Source organism: Acinetobacter seifertii (assembly GCF_000368065.1).
Lineage (GTDB): Bacteria > Pseudomonadota > Gammaproteobacteria > Pseudomonadales > Moraxellaceae > Acinetobacter > Acinetobacter seifertii.
The window spans coordinates 1-16405 of the sequence record NZ_KB851205.1 but is presented as its reverse complement, the minus strand read 5'-3'; the positions used below and the strand labels follow the sequence as shown (position 1 = coordinate 16405).

At 38.8% G+C, this 16405-nt stretch carries 16 protein-coding genes and 1 pseudogene; 9 read left to right on the top strand and 8 right to left on the bottom strand.

Going from position 1 to position 16405, the window contains the following annotated elements; all coding sequences use genetic code 11:
* Positions 1–25 precede the first annotated feature (25 nt).
* Together atpD and F985_RS23970 are read left to right on the top strand one after the other, a co-directional pair.
* On the top strand, positions 26–1420 hold the full coding sequence (atpD, locus tag F985_RS23975) for a F0F1 ATP synthase subunit beta (protein ID WP_004705936.1): 1395 nt from the start codon (positions 26–28) through the stop codon (positions 1418–1420).
* A gap of 17 nt (positions 1421–1437) precedes the next feature.
* The gene (locus tag F985_RS23970; protein ID WP_004705935.1) at positions 1438–1857 is read left to right on the top strand and encodes a F0F1 ATP synthase subunit epsilon; all 420 of its coding nucleotides are present in this window, start codon (positions 1438–1440) and stop codon (positions 1855–1857) included.
* 61 nt (positions 1858–1918) lie between these two features.
* Here the strand turns inward: F985_RS23970 and F985_RS23965 are convergent, their stop codons facing one another.
* From F985_RS23965 to F985_RS23950, 4 genes are all read right to left on the bottom strand, one after another.
* Positions 1919–2518, bottom strand: a complete 600-nt coding sequence (locus F985_RS23965; protein WP_004705934.1) for a hypothetical protein — start codon at positions 2516–2518, stop codon at positions 1919–1921.
* 145 nt (positions 2519–2663) lie between these two features.
* Positions 2664–3209 carry a glutathione peroxidase gene (locus F985_RS23960; protein ID WP_004705933.1) on the bottom strand — a complete coding sequence of 182 codons (546 nt, stop codon included), beginning with the start codon at positions 3207–3209 and terminating at the stop codon, positions 2664–2666.
* Positions 3210–3330: 121 nt separating this feature from the next.
* On the bottom strand, positions 3331–4095 hold the full coding sequence (locus tag F985_RS23955; protein WP_004705932.1) for an AraC family transcriptional regulator: 765 nt from the start codon (positions 4093–4095) through the stop codon (positions 3331–3333).
* 20 nt (positions 4096–4115) lie between these two features.
* Complete coding sequence (locus tag F985_RS23950; protein ID WP_004705931.1) at positions 4116–5330, bottom strand: MFS transporter; 1215 nt, start codon at positions 5328–5330, stop codon at positions 4116–4118.
* Between the two features lie 136 nt (positions 5331–5466).
* Between F985_RS23950 and F985_RS23945 the strand changes: the two genes are divergently transcribed.
* Positions 5467–6120 (top strand): TetR/AcrR family transcriptional regulator, encoded by a 654-nt coding sequence (locus F985_RS23945; protein ID WP_077164355.1) that lies wholly within the window; start codon positions 5467–5469, stop codon positions 6118–6120.
* A 106-nt stretch (positions 6121–6226) separates the two neighbouring features.
* Positions 6227–7147: a DMT family transporter gene (locus F985_RS23940; protein ID WP_004705929.1), complete on the top strand. Its 921-nt coding sequence runs from the start codon at positions 6227–6229 to the stop codon at positions 7145–7147.
* 389 nt (positions 7148–7536) lie between these two features.
* On the opposite strand, the gene F985_RS23935 is transcribed toward F985_RS23940, so the two are convergent.
* From F985_RS23935 to F985_RS23925, 3 genes are read right to left on the bottom strand one after another with little or no spacing between them, the layout of a single operon-like run.
* A complete protein-coding gene (locus F985_RS23935; RefSeq protein ID WP_004705928.1) occupies positions 7537–8106 on the bottom strand; it encodes an L-threonylcarbamoyladenylate synthase type 1 TsaC in 570 nt (189 codons plus the stop codon).
* 50 nt (positions 8107–8156) lie between these two features.
* On the bottom strand, positions 8157–9287 hold the full coding sequence (gene dprA / locus F985_RS23930; protein ID WP_004705926.1) for a DNA-processing protein DprA: 1131 nt from the start codon (positions 9285–9287) through the stop codon (positions 8157–8159).
* Between the two features lie 20 nt (positions 9288–9307).
* Entirely contained in the window at positions 9308–10462 is a 1155-nt protein-coding gene (locus tag F985_RS23925) for a LysM peptidoglycan-binding domain-containing protein (RefSeq protein WP_004705925.1), read from the bottom strand.
* Between the two features lie 122 nt (positions 10463–10584).
* Here F985_RS23925 and def point away from each other — a divergent pair, with 122 nt between their 5' ends.
* From def to F985_RS23905, 4 genes are all read left to right on the top strand, one after another.
* Positions 10585–11115 carry a peptide deformylase gene (def, locus tag F985_RS23920; RefSeq protein WP_004705924.1) on the top strand — a complete coding sequence of 177 codons (531 nt, stop codon included), beginning with the start codon at positions 10585–10587 and terminating at the stop codon, positions 11113–11115.
* Between the two features lie 35 nt (positions 11116–11150).
* Positions 11151–11576, top strand: coding sequence for a DUF2946 family protein (locus F985_RS23915; RefSeq protein WP_004705923.1), 426 nt, complete (start codon positions 11151–11153; stop codon positions 11574–11576).
* Positions 11577–11649: 73 nt separating this feature from the next.
* Positions 11650–13764 (top strand): TonB-dependent copper receptor, encoded by a 2115-nt coding sequence (locus tag F985_RS23910; protein ID WP_004705922.1) that lies wholly within the window; start codon positions 11650–11652, stop codon positions 13762–13764.
* A gap of 53 nt (positions 13765–13817) precedes the next feature.
* Positions 13818–14024 carry a hypothetical protein gene (locus F985_RS23905; protein ID WP_004705921.1) on the top strand — a complete coding sequence of 69 codons (207 nt, stop codon included), beginning with the start codon at positions 13818–13820 and terminating at the stop codon, positions 14022–14024.
* Between the two features lie 67 nt (positions 14025–14091).
* Here F985_RS23905 and F985_RS23900 read toward each other — a convergent pair whose 3' ends face one another.
* On the bottom strand, positions 14092–15306 hold the full coding sequence (locus F985_RS23900; protein WP_004705920.1) for an oxygenase MpaB family protein: 1215 nt from the start codon (positions 15304–15306) through the stop codon (positions 14092–14094).
* A gap of 88 nt (positions 15307–15394) precedes the next feature.
* Here F985_RS23900 and F985_RS23895 point away from each other — a divergent pair.
* A pseudogene (locus F985_RS23895) lies at positions 15395–15962 on the top strand (TetR/AcrR family transcriptional regulator).
* Positions 15963–16405: the final 443 nt, after the last annotated feature.

Genomic DNA, 16405 nt, shown 5'->3' with positions numbered 1-16405 from the left:
TTAAGTTTGAATTGAGGAGACAGCAATGAGTAGCGGTCGTATCATTCAGATCATCGGCGCGGTTATCGACGTCGAGTTTGAGCGCACAAGCGTTCCTAAGATCTATGACGCTCTCCAAGTTGACGGTACTGAAACTACTTTAGAAGTTCAGCAACAACTTGGTGATGGTGTTGTTCGTACCATCGCAATGGGTTCTACAGAAGGTCTTAAACGTGGCCTTAATGTAACTAGCACAAACGCACCGATCTCTGTTCCAGTGGGTCCAGCTACGCTTGGCCGTATCATGGACGTTTTAGGTCGTCCTATCGATGAAGCAGGTCCTGTTGCGACTGAAGAACGTTTGCCGATTCACCGTCAAGCGCCTTCTTATGCTGAACAAGCAGCTTCTACTGACCTTTTAGAAACTGGTATTAAAGTAATTGACTTACTTTGCCCGTTTGCAAAAGGTGGTAAAGTTGGTTTATTCGGTGGTGCGGGTGTTGGTAAAACCGTTAACATGATGGAATTGATCAACAACATCGCAAAAGCACACTCAGGTTTATCTGTGTTTGCTGGTGTTGGTGAGCGTACTCGTGAAGGTAACGACTTCTATCACGAAATGAAAGATTCTAACGTTCTTGACAAAGTAGCAATGGTCTACGGTCAGATGAACGAGCCACCAGGTAACCGTTTACGCGTAGCGTTAACTGGTTTGACTATGGCTGAATACTTCCGTGATCAAAAAGACGAAAATGGTAAAGGTCGTGACGTATTATTATTCGTCGACAACATCTACCGTTATACACTTGCGGGTACTGAAGTATCAGCATTGTTAGGTCGTATGCCATCTGCGGTAGGTTACCAACCTACACTTGCAGAAGAAATGGGTGTTCTTCAAGAGCGTATTACATCTACTAAATCTGGTTCGATCACATCGATCCAAGCAGTATATGTACCTGCCGATGACTTAACAGACCCATCGCCTGCAACTACATTTGCTCACTTAGATGCAACAGTAGTATTGAGCCGTGACATCGCATCTTCTGGTATTTACCCAGCGATCGATCCACTTGACTCAACTTCACGTCAGTTAGACCCATTAGTTGTTGGTCAAGAGCACTATGAAATTGCGCGCGCAGTACAAAACGTATTGCAACGCTATAAAGAGCTTAAAGACATCATCGCAATCTTGGGTATGGATGAATTGGCAGAAGAAGATAAATTGGTTGTTTACCGTGCGCGTAAAATCCAACGTTTCTTCTCTCAACCATTCCACGTAGCTGAAGTATTTACTGGTGCTCCTGGTAAATTAGTACCACTTAAAGAAACGATTCGTGGCTTTAAAGGTCTATTAGCTGGTGAATACGATCACATCCCAGAACAAGCGTTCTATATGGTTGGTGGTATTGACGAAGTGATTGCTAAAGCTGAGAAACTCTAATTTAAGGAGATCATCTCATGGCGACTATGCAATGTGATATCGTAAGTGTTAAAGAGTCTATTTACTCTGGCGCAGTATCGATGTTAATCGCGAAAGGTGCAGGTGGTGAGCTTGGTATTTTGCCAGGACATGCTCCACTTGTTACTTTGCTTCAACCGGGCCCGATTCGTGTTCAGTTGGAAAATGGTACAGAAGAAATCGTCTATGTATCTGGCGGTGTTTTAGAAGTTCAACCTCATGTTGTAACGGTTCTTGCAGATACTGCTATCCGTGCTGACAATTTGGATGAAGCAGCAATTTTAGAAGCACGTAAAAATGCTGAACAATTGCTTGCAAACCAAAAGAGTGATTTGGACTCAGCTGCTGCTTTAGCATCTCTTTCAGAGATTGCAGGTCAGCTTGAAACAATCCGTAAAATCAAAAACCGCGCTCAATAAGACACGGTTTGAGATTGAAAAAGCCACCTTACGGTGGCTTTTTTTATTGCTAAAAAGAAAATTAAGAATCAGTTTTTGAATCTGACTTGTCATCTCCTGCCACAATTAGTGCAGCAAGTTTGACCATATCCATTTGGATTGTATTGAGCTGTTTCTCAATTTGGTCGAAATCGATTTGTTCTAATTTTCCATTTAATAAAGGCATGCTTAAAACTTGTTGATTTGCTTGTAATAAGTTTTGACGAATATTTTCAACTTCCTGACTTTTAATATCTAAACTAAGTAGTGCTTGATTTAAGCCTTTTAACTGCTGTTTTAGTGTCGTTACAGTTGTTTTTAGCTCTTGCTGATCTTTATCTTGAATGGCTTGCTCAACATCAAGTTGAGTGTCCTTAAGCTTTTCAATATAGTCACCGGCTTTGAGCTGTAAGTTCGCAGCATCTCGAACAATATAAAAAACATTCCCATTTTTTAATTCATTTTTATTATTTTTAGGCAGAGTTTCTTCTTGAGAATTATCAGTTTGATCTAGTGTTTGTTCAGTAGCTTGAGCAGAGTCTTGATCTTTTGCACGATCTTGTGCCTGATCACATCCAAGTAATAGCATACCTGAAGCAAAAATCACAAAAGGAAGAAATGCACCTTGTAAAACTTTTTTCATAACTACAAACAATACCAACTAAAGCAAGTGCGTACTATATGCATAAAATATGTAGAAATAAGGTATTGTTGCAAATGAACAACATTTTGACCAGACAATAAAAAAGAGTGCTGTAGCACTCTTTTTTATTAAAGCGCTATAAAAATTATTTAGCGAGTTCTGCTTCAACTGCTTTTACAATTTGTTCGTCGTCTGCTGTTAAGTTTGGTGCAAAACGAGCAACAACTTCACCATTTTTATTCACTAAGAATTTTTCAAAGTTCCATAAAACTTCTGGTGCTGGGTTAGTTGGAATACCTAGGCCTTCTAAACGCTCGCGGAAAGGACCTTCACCAACGCGTTCTGGTTGAGCTGTTGTGAGTGCTTGATAAAGCGGGTGTTTATCTTCACCTGCTACAGAAATTTTAGAGAAAAGTGGGAAATGAACATCGTAGTTTAATGAACAGAATTGTTGAATTTCTTCATCTGAACCAGGTTCTTGTTCTTTAAAGTTGTTTGCAGGAAAACCTAAGATTTCAAGACCTTGATCTTTCTTTGCTTGATAAAGCTTCTCTAAGCCTTCGTATTGTGGAGTTAAACCACATTTAGATGCTGTGTTTACGATTAATAAAACCTTACCTTTATATTGGTCAAGGTCAACCGCTTCGCCTGAAATGGCTTTTACTGGAATGTGATATACAGATTGAGTCATGAGTCTTTCCTAAAGATTGTAATTGATATCAAGTAACGCATTTGTTTTAACTGCTATTCTTGAGGAGTGCAATAATATTCGTGTTCAAAAAATAAAAAGAGAAGAAAAAGCAGACTGTGAGCTAATTGTTTCTGATTTGAACAGGTGTCTGGCCTGTATACCTTTTAAAAAATTCAATAAAACTAGAACTATGCTGATAACCTAAATCGTATGCTAAACGTTTAATCGACATGCCTTGTCGAATTTGATGAATGGCATAAACAATTTTGGCCCGATTACGCCATTCTGATAATGAAAGTTGTAACTCTTGTTGGCTTAGACGCAATAAATGACGATCACTGACTGAAAAATTCTGAAGTAACTGCTGTAAAGAGTGATTGAAAAATAATGGGTCTGAAAGCTTTTCCAAAATTGGTAGTAAAACTGGATGACGTGTTTGGGGTAAGTAATGAGAATATGCTGTGGCTTGTTGTAACTGATCAAATAGAACTTGCAAAAGATGTTCTAAATATTCAGGTTTTCCATTTTGTTTTTGCTGTTCCACAATTTGTAAAACGAGGATTCGAAAGAAAGGCTGAATACTAAAACATTTACAGACATCACCTAAAATAGAACAGAGGCTAGGGTGTAGTCGAATACAGATATAGTGAATTTCATGATCGATATGGGTAGATTGATGAACCGTTTGAGGGGGAATCCAAAGCCCATAGCTTGGAGGAGATAAGTAGATTTGTTCTTCTACCTGTATTTCCAAAATACCATTCAAACTGAAGTTGAAATCTCCCCAAAGTGAAGCATGAGGACGAACAATATCTTCTTTTTCATATAGAAACTCATGAACTTCTATATGGTTCAATAAGGAAAATTGTTGGCCCTCATTTTTCATCTATTTACTCTAAGTAATATTTAATTTTCACAAGTTACTTTAGGATTATTTAAACCTTTGGCAAAGGTAAATGTACTAATTAATGCTAAAGCAACGAAGCTTAATACACCATAAATTAAAGTATTTTCATTGAAATGATCAACTACATAACCACCTAATAATGAACCTGTAGCAATCATGACTTGGAACATGCCAACAAAAAGCGGCATACCTTTTTCTACGGCATGAGGTGCATGTACAAACATCCAAATATTGGCAGAGGTAGGGAAAGCACCAAATGCGAAGCCCCATAATGCAGTAAGGACGATGGCACCAAATTCATGAATAGCAAAGATAGGGAAGCCGAAAAACACGATTGCAAAACATGTTCCAACGAAGGCTAGAGTGTAACGGACATTTAAGTTACCGCTATATCCTGCAAATGCATTTCCAAAGATACCAGCAATTCCGTAAAGCAATAATAATGAACTAATGGTCGTGCCGTTAAATCCTGCAATATTCTTAAAAAAAGGAGCTAAATAACTGTAGGCACAGAAGTGAGCAAGACCAATTAATAAAACAATCAACATGCCACTACGTGCTTTAGGTGTGCGCAATAACGCAGGTAAATCACGAATATGAATTGCTGAGTCTGGTATAAGTTTAGGTAGGAAAATCAGTTGAAGTACGAGTACAACAAGACCGATCGCAGCAGTAATACCAAATGCACTACGCCAGCCATAAAACTCACTTAACCAAGTTCCAATTGGTACCCCTAATACAGTCGCAAAGGTTACACCAGCCATAACTACGGCAGTGGCTTTAGCAATAGGCAAATGTGCAGGTGCGAGCTTACCGCTTAATGCAATAGCTGTGGCCCAAAAGCCACCTATTGAGATACCTAAAATTAAGCGGCTCAGTAATAAAACATGGAAGTTTTCTGCAAAAGCAGTAATGGTATTGGCAATGACCATAATTGCAGTGAGTAAAATAAGCACATAACGACGGTCAAGTTGTTTGACTGAAACAGGTAATAGCGGAGCTGCAATCGCTGCCATAATGCCGGGCACAGTAATGATAAGACCAGCTGTACCTACAGAAATATGCAAATCAGCCGCAACGCTATTTAAAACACCGACTGGTAAAAATTCACTTGTTACTAATGCAAATGCTGCATTGGCAACGGCCAAAATGGCAAACCAGCTCCCTTGAGTGGAGGTCGTGGGTCGCGCTTTAGAAGTAGTAGATTGTTCCATAAGAAATCCTGACTTGGCTAAATTCAAAGTGAAGAAAGACAAATTTTTTAATTAACTAACGATCATTATGAAAATAAAATAGTTGATAAAAAATCGAACGTCAATTAATTTAATAACGATTGTTATAAAAATAGATGTGATCTTTATGACAAATAGGCATGAAACAGATCTTGTTGTTAATGAAGAAACGCTGAAAAAGAAGCGTGGACGCCCTAAATGCTTTGATGAGCAGCAAGTGTTAGAGAAGTCAATGTTACTTTTTTGGGAACATGGCTACGAAGCAACGTCGATTAGTGACTTAACGCAGGCTTTAGAAATTACAGCACCAAGCTTATACAGTACTTTTGGTGATAAGGCTGGCTTGTTTTATAAGAGTATTGATTACTACTTAGCTCATGAAGCATGTCCTATAGAAACAATTTTTTTAGAAGCAAAAACAGCAAAAATTGCTTTTGAATTATACCTTTATGACAATGTAAAAAGATTGGTTCAACCTAATAAGCCAGCAGGTTGTATGTTGGTGGTTGCAGCTATGAATTGCTCTGATGCAACGCAAGACGTACAGCAAAATTTATTAGATAAGCGTATAAAGACCAAAGAAAAGTTATTAAAACGTCTAGAACAGGGGGTAGAACAGGGTGACTTAGCTGCCGATGCACCTCTTCAAGAAATGACAGATTTCTATGCCACAGTTATTCAAGGGCTGACGATTCAAGCGAGAGATGGCGCAAGTACCGAGCAACTACACAAAGTGGTAGAGCATGCTATGAAAGCTTGGGCATTATTTTAAAAAAATTAGTAATGTCCTAAGTTCAATATCAATGTCGGAAATGCGATATTTCAATTTATTAAGACATTCTCCAAAATAAAATCTCTTTTGTAGAGGGTGTATTACTATGAGTCAGGTCATGAAATATCACAAATGGGCATTTATTTTCCCCATTTTGGCAGTATTGATTTGGTCTTTAAATATTGTAGTCACTCGATACGTCTCGGATTATATCTCTCCGGTGAGCATTAGTTTTTATCGATGGCTAATTGCTTTTATCATTTTGACTCCATTTATGATTGTGTCAGTTTGGAGACAGAGACAGTTAGTAAAACCATATTTGCCTAAGCTTGCTGTGCTAAGTGCATTTGGAATGGTGCTCTATCAAGGTCTTGCTTACACAGCAGCTCACTATACCACTGCAACTAATATGGGGATTGTGAACGCATTCATTCCGATCTTTACTATTTTTGTTTCTCTTGCGATTTTAAAAGATGTGCCTAATCGATTTGCAGTTTTTGGCAGTATTTTATCTTTCGCCGGTTTGCTATATGTCATGTCCCAAGGAGATATTCATAAGCTGTTAAGTGGTGGTGGACATCTTGGTGATGCATTAATGATTATTGCCGTGTTCTTCTACGCATTTTATGGGGTCTTCCTTAAAAAATGGCAACTGCCACTGCCAATCATGACAAGCTTATATGTGCAGATTGGGTTTTCTGTGATATTTCATTTGCCTTTAATTTTCTGGTTTGGTCTTGATGGCTTGAATGCGGCAAATGCGCCAAGTGCAATTTATGCTGGAGTATTTGCCTCTTTAATTGCGCCGTTAGTTTGGATGCTGGCCGTACAACAACTTGGCCCAAATAGAACCAGCATCTTCATGAACTTGGTTCCTGTCTTTACGGCAGTCATTGCAAGCGTTTGGTTATCTGAACAGTGGACCATTTACCATACCTTAGGTGGCATCGTGATCTTAATTGGTATCATTATGGCTCAAAAAAAGGTCAGTGTTAAAAAACCAGACTTAATCCAAGAGCAAAACTAAAGTCATTAAAAAAACTATGGCATATTTTAGAAAAAACTGATGAAAATATGCCATTTTTTCTTAGTTAAAGTTTTTCTATATGATTTATAAATAGATTATAAAAACAAGTTGAAATATAAATATTAAAAAAGACGAGTAAAAATATTAATATAATTTTAACTTATAAGCGAAAAAATCTAAATTCCCTACACTTTTCATGCTTTTTTTAGAGAAATTATATATTTCTCTACTATAGTCTCTTACCACATAATAGCGTCCACTACGAAAGACGCTATTTTAAGCAATTTTTCTTTCGTTCCAGAGATATCCAAACCCTCTGGATGCGGTATATACCCATCCTTTTTTATGCTCAGTTATCCCTATATAACTGAGCTTTTTTTTGTCTACAATTAAGGACGAATGACTTCACCAGTTAAGGCATTAATGATTCGGCTTGGTTGCTGACTTTGCCCTAAGTCACCATTAAGATAGTTTAATTGTGAACCAAAGTATTGGCAGGCATCTTGTAGTGAATGAGCAGGCTCTTGTCCACTAGGATTGGCACTCGTCGACACAATAAAACCATGAAAAGCATTGCACAATGCCACACATAAAGGATGTGTTGTTACTCGTACAGCAACAAGGGGATGTTCGCCTTTAATCCATGATGGAATATGCTGATCGGCTGGTAATAACCAAGTCGTGGCTCTTTCTGATGGTTGATGATTAGACCAGCAGTCAATGATCTCTTGTTGAGTCTTTTGCGGTAAAGAAGTCAGCAAATGCTCGACTTGACTAATGTGCCCAGCTAATAAAATGACGCCTTTTTCGATAGGACGTTGCTTCAATTCAAGAATTTTTTGAAAAGCTTGCTCATTAAACGGGTCACAGCCTAGTCCCCAGACTGCCTCAGTTGGATATGCCAAAACTTGACCTTGTTGTAAACATTCGGCTGCTTCGGTCACTGAGGTCGTAATCATGGTAATACTTTCCTTTCAATCAAACAGAGTCGTTATTGTGCGCTCTAATATTAAGAACGACAACGTAAATACAATCCTGATTGTTGCATACATAAACCGAGTAGTTCTAGTTCCATCAATGATGAGGTGAGTTCAGAAACAGGTTGTGAATGATGCAAAACAAGCTGGTCAATATTTTGGCCTACCCAGTCTAAAGACTGATAAATATTAATCAAATGCTCTGGAATTTCTGGGGTGCAAGAAACGATTGCCTCCTCTGTTGAGTTTTGTTGGCTCTGCCATTGGGTGGGTAGGGCGAGGTCTTCAATAATTTGTTCAGGGTGATCGACTAAAATTGCACCTTCACGAATAAGTTGATGGCAACCTTGATGAAATTCACTGTAAATATGACCGGGAATGGCAAATACGATTTTGCCTTGCTCAGCTGCTTTATTGGCAGTAATGAGGGAGCCACTTTTTAAAGTCGCTTCTACAACTAATACGCCTAAACTCAGACCGCTAACAATTCTGTTTCTACGTGGAAAATGCTGCTGTAGAGGTGGTGTTCCCGGTAAAAACTCACTAATGATGGCGCCGTTCTGAGCCAGAATATGTTCTGCCAATTTTTTATTTTGAGCTGGATAGGTACTGTCTAAACCTGTACCTATCACTGCTATCGTACGTTGATGAACAGATGCACCTTGATGAGCTGCTTCATCAATGCCGTATGCCAAGCCGCTACTTACATAAAAACCCTTTTCACTTAAATAATAGGCAAAATCATAAGCCACCTGACGACCATGTGGGCTAGGTTTTCGGCTACCGACAATCGCAATTTGCGGTTGTAATAATGCTTGTGCCTGACCTTTTCCAAAAATAACAGGTGGATGATCTGTATAAGGGAGTAATTGAGTTGGATAGCCAGCATCATCTGGTGTCAAAATAAAATCAGTATGCTGTTGAACTTGTTGTATAAGTCGTTCAAACTCGGTTTGACCTTGCGCCGTTTGAAACTCATTTAGACGCTTTAAGTGATTGGCATGTAAGCCAAGAGATTGCCACTTTGCTAAACCATCAGGTTGAGTGGCTTTTTCACAGTCTCCAAAATAATCAATAATTTTTTTAAAGCTAACTAACGAGTGTTGCACCAAATACCACACTTTAAGTGTGTGGTAATGGTGTGAAGAAAGTTGGGTAAGCATTGTAAATGGTACATCCAGCACTAATCAGTAAAACGAGGTGGCTGAATGCTTGAACCGACTTTAATTGGTAAGTTGCTTTCAAGAACATAAGCATAGCTCAGCTGATCAAAAGTTCTAAAGACCATTAAACTACCAATTTGTTGACCAGGGAGCTGAATTGGTTCTTTTGTTTTTGGATCGCGAATGGTCTCGCCTTGTTGATCAATATCAAAAACCTGACCTACCTGAACACCTTGTGCTGTACCGCGGTCTAAAGTCACGACACTATTTTTTGCAGCTCTACCAATTGATCCCATGACGCGAATAATTTTACCACCGTCAGTCACTTGTTTAGCATCTACGGGGTAAAATAATGTTGGTAAATTAGCTTGTTCTTCAGGCATAACACGATCGCCACGACGTACTTCACCATCATAGCTATCGGTAAGTTCTAATGTGGTAATGTCTTTTTCAGTAGACATCGCAACACCAGAAGCAACCTGTGACAGCTCTATGCCTAAACTATGCTTCTTACCTTTACTGTCTGTGAAATAGTAAGGTTCGCCTTCGCGATAAACAGCATAGCGCTGACCTTCAACTAGACCTTGTCCTCTTGCATAAATAGTTTGGCCTTTTCCTGCAAGTACACGTTGATCGGCTGTCCCAACAATGTAAGGTGTGTTGGCAATTGAATCGGCTGGTAAAATAGTACTGTGCTCTAACCACTGTTTAATATGTTCAAGTGGAATAACCGGTACACTGTTATTTAATGCTTCGACACGAACTTGTGGTTGCAAGTTTGTGGTTTGGCCTGTGTAACGACGAATAATACCTACACAGCCATCTCCTTCATCTTTACCTACCAATGGTCGTCCATCTAAGCTGCATAGTAGTAATCTGTCACCAGGATAGATCCAGTGTGGATTTTTAACATGTTGATTGCTTGCCCAGATTTCAGGCCAACGCCATGGTTTATTTAGAAAATGACCTGAAATATCCCATAAGGTATCTCCACGTTTTACAACATACACATTGGGTGCATTGCTTTTAAGAGAAGGTGGATTATGATTCGGACTGGCAGCATGAACCTCTGCTACCGTACCAAATGCAACTCCTGTACAGAGTGCTAAAGCAAGTAAATGCTTTTTTATCCCCAAAGCATGAAATTGAACCATGCCGTCAAAAACCTTTTTCATTATGATAATTCCTAAAAATTATGCGTGCAGATGCGTTATAATAGGCGGCTAACACACAATTTTTCGATGAAGTATTTCCTTCATTTGGTTTTTTAATCAATGGCATAAGTGAGGACGTCAGTATGGCCTTATTACCTATTTTAAGTTTTCCTGATCCCCGTCTTCGTACCATTGCTAAGCCTGTTGAAGAAGTTACTGATGAAATTCGTCAACTTGCAGCAGATATGCTTGAAACCATGTATGCGGCACCAGGTATTGGTTTAGCAGCTTCTCAGGTCGATCGTCATATTCAGCTTATCGTCATAGATTTGTCTGAATCTAAAGATGAACCTTTGGTTTTCATTAACCCCAAAATAACTCCACTGACTGAAGAGACGCAGCCGTACGAAGAAGGCTGTCTATCAGTGCCACAAATATACGACAAAGTTGATCGCCCGTCACGTGTGAAAATCGAGGCAATTAACCTTGAAGGTCAAGCATTTGAGATAGAAGCTGACGGACTTCTCGCTGTTTGTATCCAACATGAAATGGATCACTTAAAAGGCAAATTGTTTGTGGATTATTTGTCGCCACTTAAACGTCAGCGCGCACGTGAAAAAGTCGAAAAGATTGTTCGTCAACGCGAGCGTGAAAAAGTTGCGGTGAAACGTTAAAAGTTTTTTCAAACATTATAGTGTGGATGTGATTTTTGGTTTTTCGTAGTGGTCTGTTGCTCGCATGTGCAGCAGTGTTTTTACAGATTGCGGTATTTCTACAGCCGCTATTGCCGAAGCAATATCAAATTGCTCCGGTCTGTGAAACTATTACCCGCGCTTTGCTTAAACCCAAGGCACAGATGGAAACCATGTCACATACCATGCATATGCATCATGAGCGTCATATCGAGCAGGCACAATTACCTGAACATCATGACCACCATGATGCAAATCACCAATGCCAATATTGTACCGTCTACGCCAATCTGGTTTTACCTCCCGAATTTGGCGTAAAAGAGGTACTCGTTCGTATACAAGTTCGCTTAGTCGCCTATCAACAAGCATTTCGACATGTTTATTTTGCACTACAGCGACTCTTCTTACTCCCGCAAGGGCGTGCACCGCCTCTATTTGCATAAATAAAAGCAGTTTTTTGTTGGGGTCTTTATTGACTTCGATATCACTTTATTTATGTTTTAGAGCGTATAAAAAATGCCACATTCTAAATTCTTATTACAGCCTTTATGGGTTGCGATGCTTGCTGTCTCTCATTCCGGTTTCGCTTTTGCCGATTCAGAAAAAAATGATGCCGACTCAAAATCACTTCATTCATTGGCACCTATTGTTGTTACAGCACAACAAGGAAACGATGCAAATGGTCTGATTGTACATGCAGATCCGAAGCAACCAATTCAGCCAGTACCTGCCACAGATGGGGCAGACTATCTACAAAGTATTATGGGCTTCAATTCAATACAAAGTGGTGGAACAAATGGTGATGTGACATTCCGAGGCATGTTTGGTTCACGCATCAAAATTTTGACAGATGGAACGGAAAACCTAGGTGCATGTCCAAACCGTATGGATGCTCCAACTTCTTATATCTCTCCAGAAAGTTATGACCGTATTTCTGTCATTAAAGGTCCGCAAACTGTTCAATATGCCAATACAGGTTCAGCAGCTACTGTGCTTTTTGAACGTCAGCCTGAAAAGCTCACCTCTGAAAAACCTTATCGTGGACAAGCGAGTGTCCTGCTAGGTTCATATGGACGTATTGATCATAATGTTGAGGCGGCCGTTGGCGATGAGAAAAAATATATCCGTTTAAATGCCAACCGCTCAGAGTCCAATAGTTATCAAGATGGTGACGGCAATACCGTACCTTCAGCATGGAAGAAGTGGAATGCTGATGTAGCACTTGGCTTTACTCCAGATAAAAACACGTGGATCGAGCTCACGGGAGGGAAATCGGATGGTGAATCGCTTTATGCTGGACGTTCAATGGACGGATCTCAATTTGCTCGAGAAAGCTTAGGTCTGCGGTTCGAAAAGAAAAATATCACTGATGTCATTAAGAAAATTGAAGGGCAGGTGAACTACAGCTATAACGACCATATTATGGATAACTTTAGCTTACGTACTCCTCCATTAGTTGAAATGAACCATGGTGGTATGACCATGCTCATGCCAAACGCGATGGCAATGGAAGTGACACGCCGTACACTAAACTCGCGCTTAGCCATGACCTCTGAATGGAATAAGTGGAGCCTGATTACAGGTGTCGATTCTCAATTCAATAAACATGGCGGTAGCATGTCATCACCGAATATGCCTTCTATGAATATTCCATATCGTCAAGATATGCGTTTTCAATCATACGGTGCTTTTGGTGAACTTGGTTATCAATGGAACGATCTCAACAAACTGGTCACAGGTGTGCGTTTAGATCGAGTCATAGTTGAAGATGAGCGTGCCGACTCTAAAGCACAAGGCTTTAATACAAAGCTTGAAAAGACGTTACCGAGTGCTTTTGTACGTTGGGAAAATCAACATCCTGAGCATGACTTAAAAAGCTATATTGGTTTAGGTTATGTAGAGCGTATGCCTGATTATTGGGAGCTTTTCTCGCCTAAACACGGTAATGCTGGCTCAACCAATACCTTTAACGGTGTCAACCCTGAGAAAACATTGCAGTTGGATCTAGGCTTCCAGCAACAACATGGAGCTTTAAATACATGGGCTTCAGCTTATGCAGGTTTAGTAGATGACTACATCTTAATGAGTTACCACCATCACCCAAGTATGGGAATTGGTGGGCATGATATGAGCAATGATATTACTGCGGGTGCCAAAAATGTTGACGCGACTATTGCTGGTGCAGAGGCGGGTATTGGATACCAATTTACTGATCATATTCAAGCAGATTTGAGTGCGATGTATGCATGGGGTAAAAACACCACAGATGACAAGCCGTTACCTCAAATTTCACCTTTAGAAGGTCGATTAAATATTCGCTATGTAGCTGATAAGTATAATTTGGGTCTGTTGTGGCGAGCGGTTGCTGAGCAAAACCGTGTGAGTCTACATCAAGGTAATATCGTGGGATATGATCTAAAACCAAGTAAAGGTTTCTCAACACTTTCTTTAAACGGAAGTTATAACCTTCGTAAAGATATTGATGTCTCTGTCGGCATCGATAACGTATTAGATAAGACCTACACAGAACACTTAAATAAAGCGGGTAGTGCAGGCTTTGGATTTGCGAGCGAAGAGCAGTTCAATAATATCGGAAGAAATTATTGGGTTCGTATGAGCATGAAGTTTTAATCAGCTTAACCAATTAAATGAACTGAAAGAATTAATTTAAAGAGAGAAATGAAATGACAAATAAACTATCGCCGGAACACTCTTGGTGGGGATGGAAGTTACTTATTGTAGCCTCTATCTTAGCCTTACTATTTATGCTTATTTTCTACTGGGCAATTAACAATGAACCAGACTATATGCCAAGTCAAAAGAACAAGCAGATGATGGAGTCACATGAGCAAATGAATCACGCTGAAATGCACAGTTCATCAGCTCAATAGGCTCCTTAATATTTAAAATGGAAGTCTGGTTAACGGGCTTCCATTTTTTATTTTTAGGTTTTAAAAACTATTGATGCATACTCGCTAAGGTTTTTACCTTACCTTGATTTTCATAAAGACGTAGGCCAAGTTTCTGTAGATTACGACCTGATTGAGTTAAAAACCTTTCAACTTTTGGTGAAAATTTTGCGCCGTTATAAAGTACTGAATTACGTAAAATCAGATAATAAGCAAACCATGGAGCAGACTGTTGAGGCAATCCAAGTAATTTCATCCGTTTCTTACCAATAAAAAATTGGGTAAGTTCTAAATGTTGTCGATAAGCAAGCTTCTGCTGCAAAGAGCGCAGATGCAGATATTTTCTTTCAAAAGGTTCTTTAGATAAGCTTGATCCTAACTCAACACTGCTGTGATCGGAGTGAGGATGAGCAAACTGCATCCAATAAAGTAATCGCCAGCCTTCAGTTTCAGATTGAATAAGCCATTTTTCATCAATACCCATTAACCATCCGACATAACGCCAAAAATGTAAAAAACTCTTGGCTTCTTGTTGGGTTGGCCAGATACCTAAAGCTCTCATAGCAAGTAAAACTACACTGCTAAAAGCCAAATTAGTCATTGCTAAATCAAACTGATTAAGAGGAATTCCCCAAACGTCACTATTCCAACGATCAGACTTCTTTAATTGTCGGCGAACAAGAGCATGAATAAAACGAACATAAATCGTTGAAGTAAAACCTGAGCTTAAACGATCAAGTCCTTGAGGTTCAGTAATATCAACCCACCATTTTGTAGTTTCTGCTAAACGAGTACCTGCCTGTTTCTTTAGTGCGCCTGTTAAAATTAATGGTTGATTAAATCCAGGATATAAATATCCCGCCATTAAAGATAAATCTCTAAGAATAAAACCATTATTTATTCCTAAACGATGAGTAAATTTAACAGCCGCATCAATTTGGCGCTGATCTAACCATTCAGGCTTTTGTTCAATGTAATTAAAGAAATTTTCTAACTCAGTAGGTATAGGCTCGAATAGGTCATTACGGCCTTGAAATAATATCTTTTCAAAAATCATGCGATGATCTTTGGGATTTTGCATAACCCAATCAATCACCTTATCCATTTCAACGTCCCCTTCACAAAGAGCACGTTGTAAAGATACATATTCTGTATAGTTCGGTTGTACAGGTTTTTCACAACAGATATTTAAAAACTGAGTAAAGAAATTACTATCTTGCATATCATTAAAAGAAGCAAGTCGAGTCGGGCTAATCATTTGCATATCGTTACTTACTTATCGATCTGAATGATAAATAGGCTAATATGAATAATTATTCGCATTCAATTCGCATTTAACGAATAAAAAAACGATGAGAAAAGTCCCACAGCAACAGCGTTCAAAAGTTATTGTTGACCATATCTTAGAGGCAACACAGCACTGTATTGCCCAATATGGATTGCTTCATACAACGACTCCTAAAATTGCAGAGAAATCTGGAGTGAGTGTAGGCTCGATTTACCAATACTTTGAGAATAAAGATCAAATCATAGAAGAACTATTGCGTCGTAAAAGCGAACTATTAGGACAACAACTCAAAGAATTAGTTATGCATCAAGGAAATATTCCTTTAGATCTGCTTATTCCCTTGGCGATAGAGCTAGGATTTAATGCATTAAAAGCCGATCACGGATTTTTTATAGAAGTACTGAAACATTGTCATGACTATAGTCATTCGCAAGCTGCTCAGATTTTAGAGAAGCATTTTTTTGAAGTGGGACTATATACATTTAGTAGAAATCCTCATCAGTGGGACTTCGAACAAGTGAAACATAAATCCTTTGTAATTATTAATAGTACGCTTTTTACGATGATGCGTTACGTGAGTCAGAATAATTTTCTCATATCAGAACAACAACTTAAGCAAGAATTATCGATGATGATACTGGCTTATTTGGGTCAAAAATAAATATTTAAAATAATTATTAATATAAAACAATAACTTAATATGGCATTTGGTTTAAAAGTGAACGCTCAAGTCATAAATTTTTAATTTCCGCTTGCAAAGGGAATTTAATGGTCTATAATGCACATCCATCGGCGGTGATGCAGATAGAAACTTGTTGAAAAACAGTTACTTGTGATTAAGTTGGTTACTTTAAGTGATGAATTTGATGACAAGGTGGTTTAGAAAATAAGTTTTAAAAATATCGAAATTACCTGTTGACTTTTAAGAGATTAAGAGTAATATAGCCGACCTAGCTTGCTGGTGACGAACCAGGAAGAAGATCATTAAGAGAATTGAAGAACAACTTGTGTGGATTTTTACTGATTGATTAATCGAAATAATTTTCATTGATTGATTGGTTTAAATTACTCGAAG

Excerpts from the sequence above, each read along its gene's own strand:
- F985_RS23965 (WP_004705934.1), bottom strand. The coding sequence starts at position 2,518 with ATGAAAAAAGTTTTACAAGGTGCATTTCTTCCTTTTGTGATTTTTGCT.
- F985_RS23970 (WP_004705935.1), top strand. The coding sequence starts at position 1,438 with ATGGCGACTATGCAATGTGATATCGTAAGTGTTAAAGAGTCTATTTAC.
- F985_RS23960 (WP_004705933.1), bottom strand. The coding sequence starts at position 3,209 with ATGACTCAATCTGTATATCACATTCCAGTAAAAGCCATTTCAGGCGAA.
- F985_RS23910 (WP_004705922.1), top strand. The coding sequence starts at position 11,650 with ATGCCACATTCTAAATTCTTATTACAGCCTTTATGGGTTGCGATGCTT.
- def (WP_004705924.1), top strand. The coding sequence starts at position 10,585 with ATGGCCTTATTACCTATTTTAAGTTTTCCTGATCCCCGTCTTCGTACC.
- F985_RS23900 (WP_004705920.1), bottom strand. The coding sequence starts at position 15,306 with ATGCAAATGATTAGCCCGACTCGACTTGCTTCTTTTAATGATATGCAA.
- F985_RS23935 (WP_004705928.1), bottom strand. The coding sequence starts at position 8,106 with ATGATTACGACCTCAGTGACCGAAGCAGCCGAATGTTTACAACAAGGT.
- F985_RS23940 (WP_004705929.1), top strand. The coding sequence starts at position 6,227 with ATGAGTCAGGTCATGAAATATCACAAATGGGCATTTATTTTCCCCATT.
- F985_RS23950 (WP_004705931.1), bottom strand. The coding sequence starts at position 5,330 with ATGGAACAATCTACTACTTCTAAAGCGCGACCCACGACCTCCACTCAA.
- dprA (WP_004705926.1), bottom strand. The coding sequence starts at position 9,287 with ATGCTTACCCAACTTTCTTCACACCATTACCACACACTTAAAGTGTGG.
- F985_RS23955 (WP_004705932.1), bottom strand. The coding sequence starts at position 4,095 with ATGAAAAATGAGGGCCAACAATTTTCCTTATTGAACCATATAGAAGTT.
- F985_RS23905 (WP_004705921.1), top strand. The coding sequence starts at position 13,818 with ATGACAAATAAACTATCGCCGGAACACTCTTGGTGGGGATGGAAGTTA.
- atpD (WP_004705936.1), top strand. The coding sequence starts at position 26 with ATGAGTAGCGGTCGTATCATTCAGATCATCGGCGCGGTTATCGACGTC.
- F985_RS23925 (WP_004705925.1), bottom strand. The coding sequence starts at position 10,462 with ATGAAAAAGGTTTTTGACGGCATGGTTCAATTTCATGCTTTGGGGATA.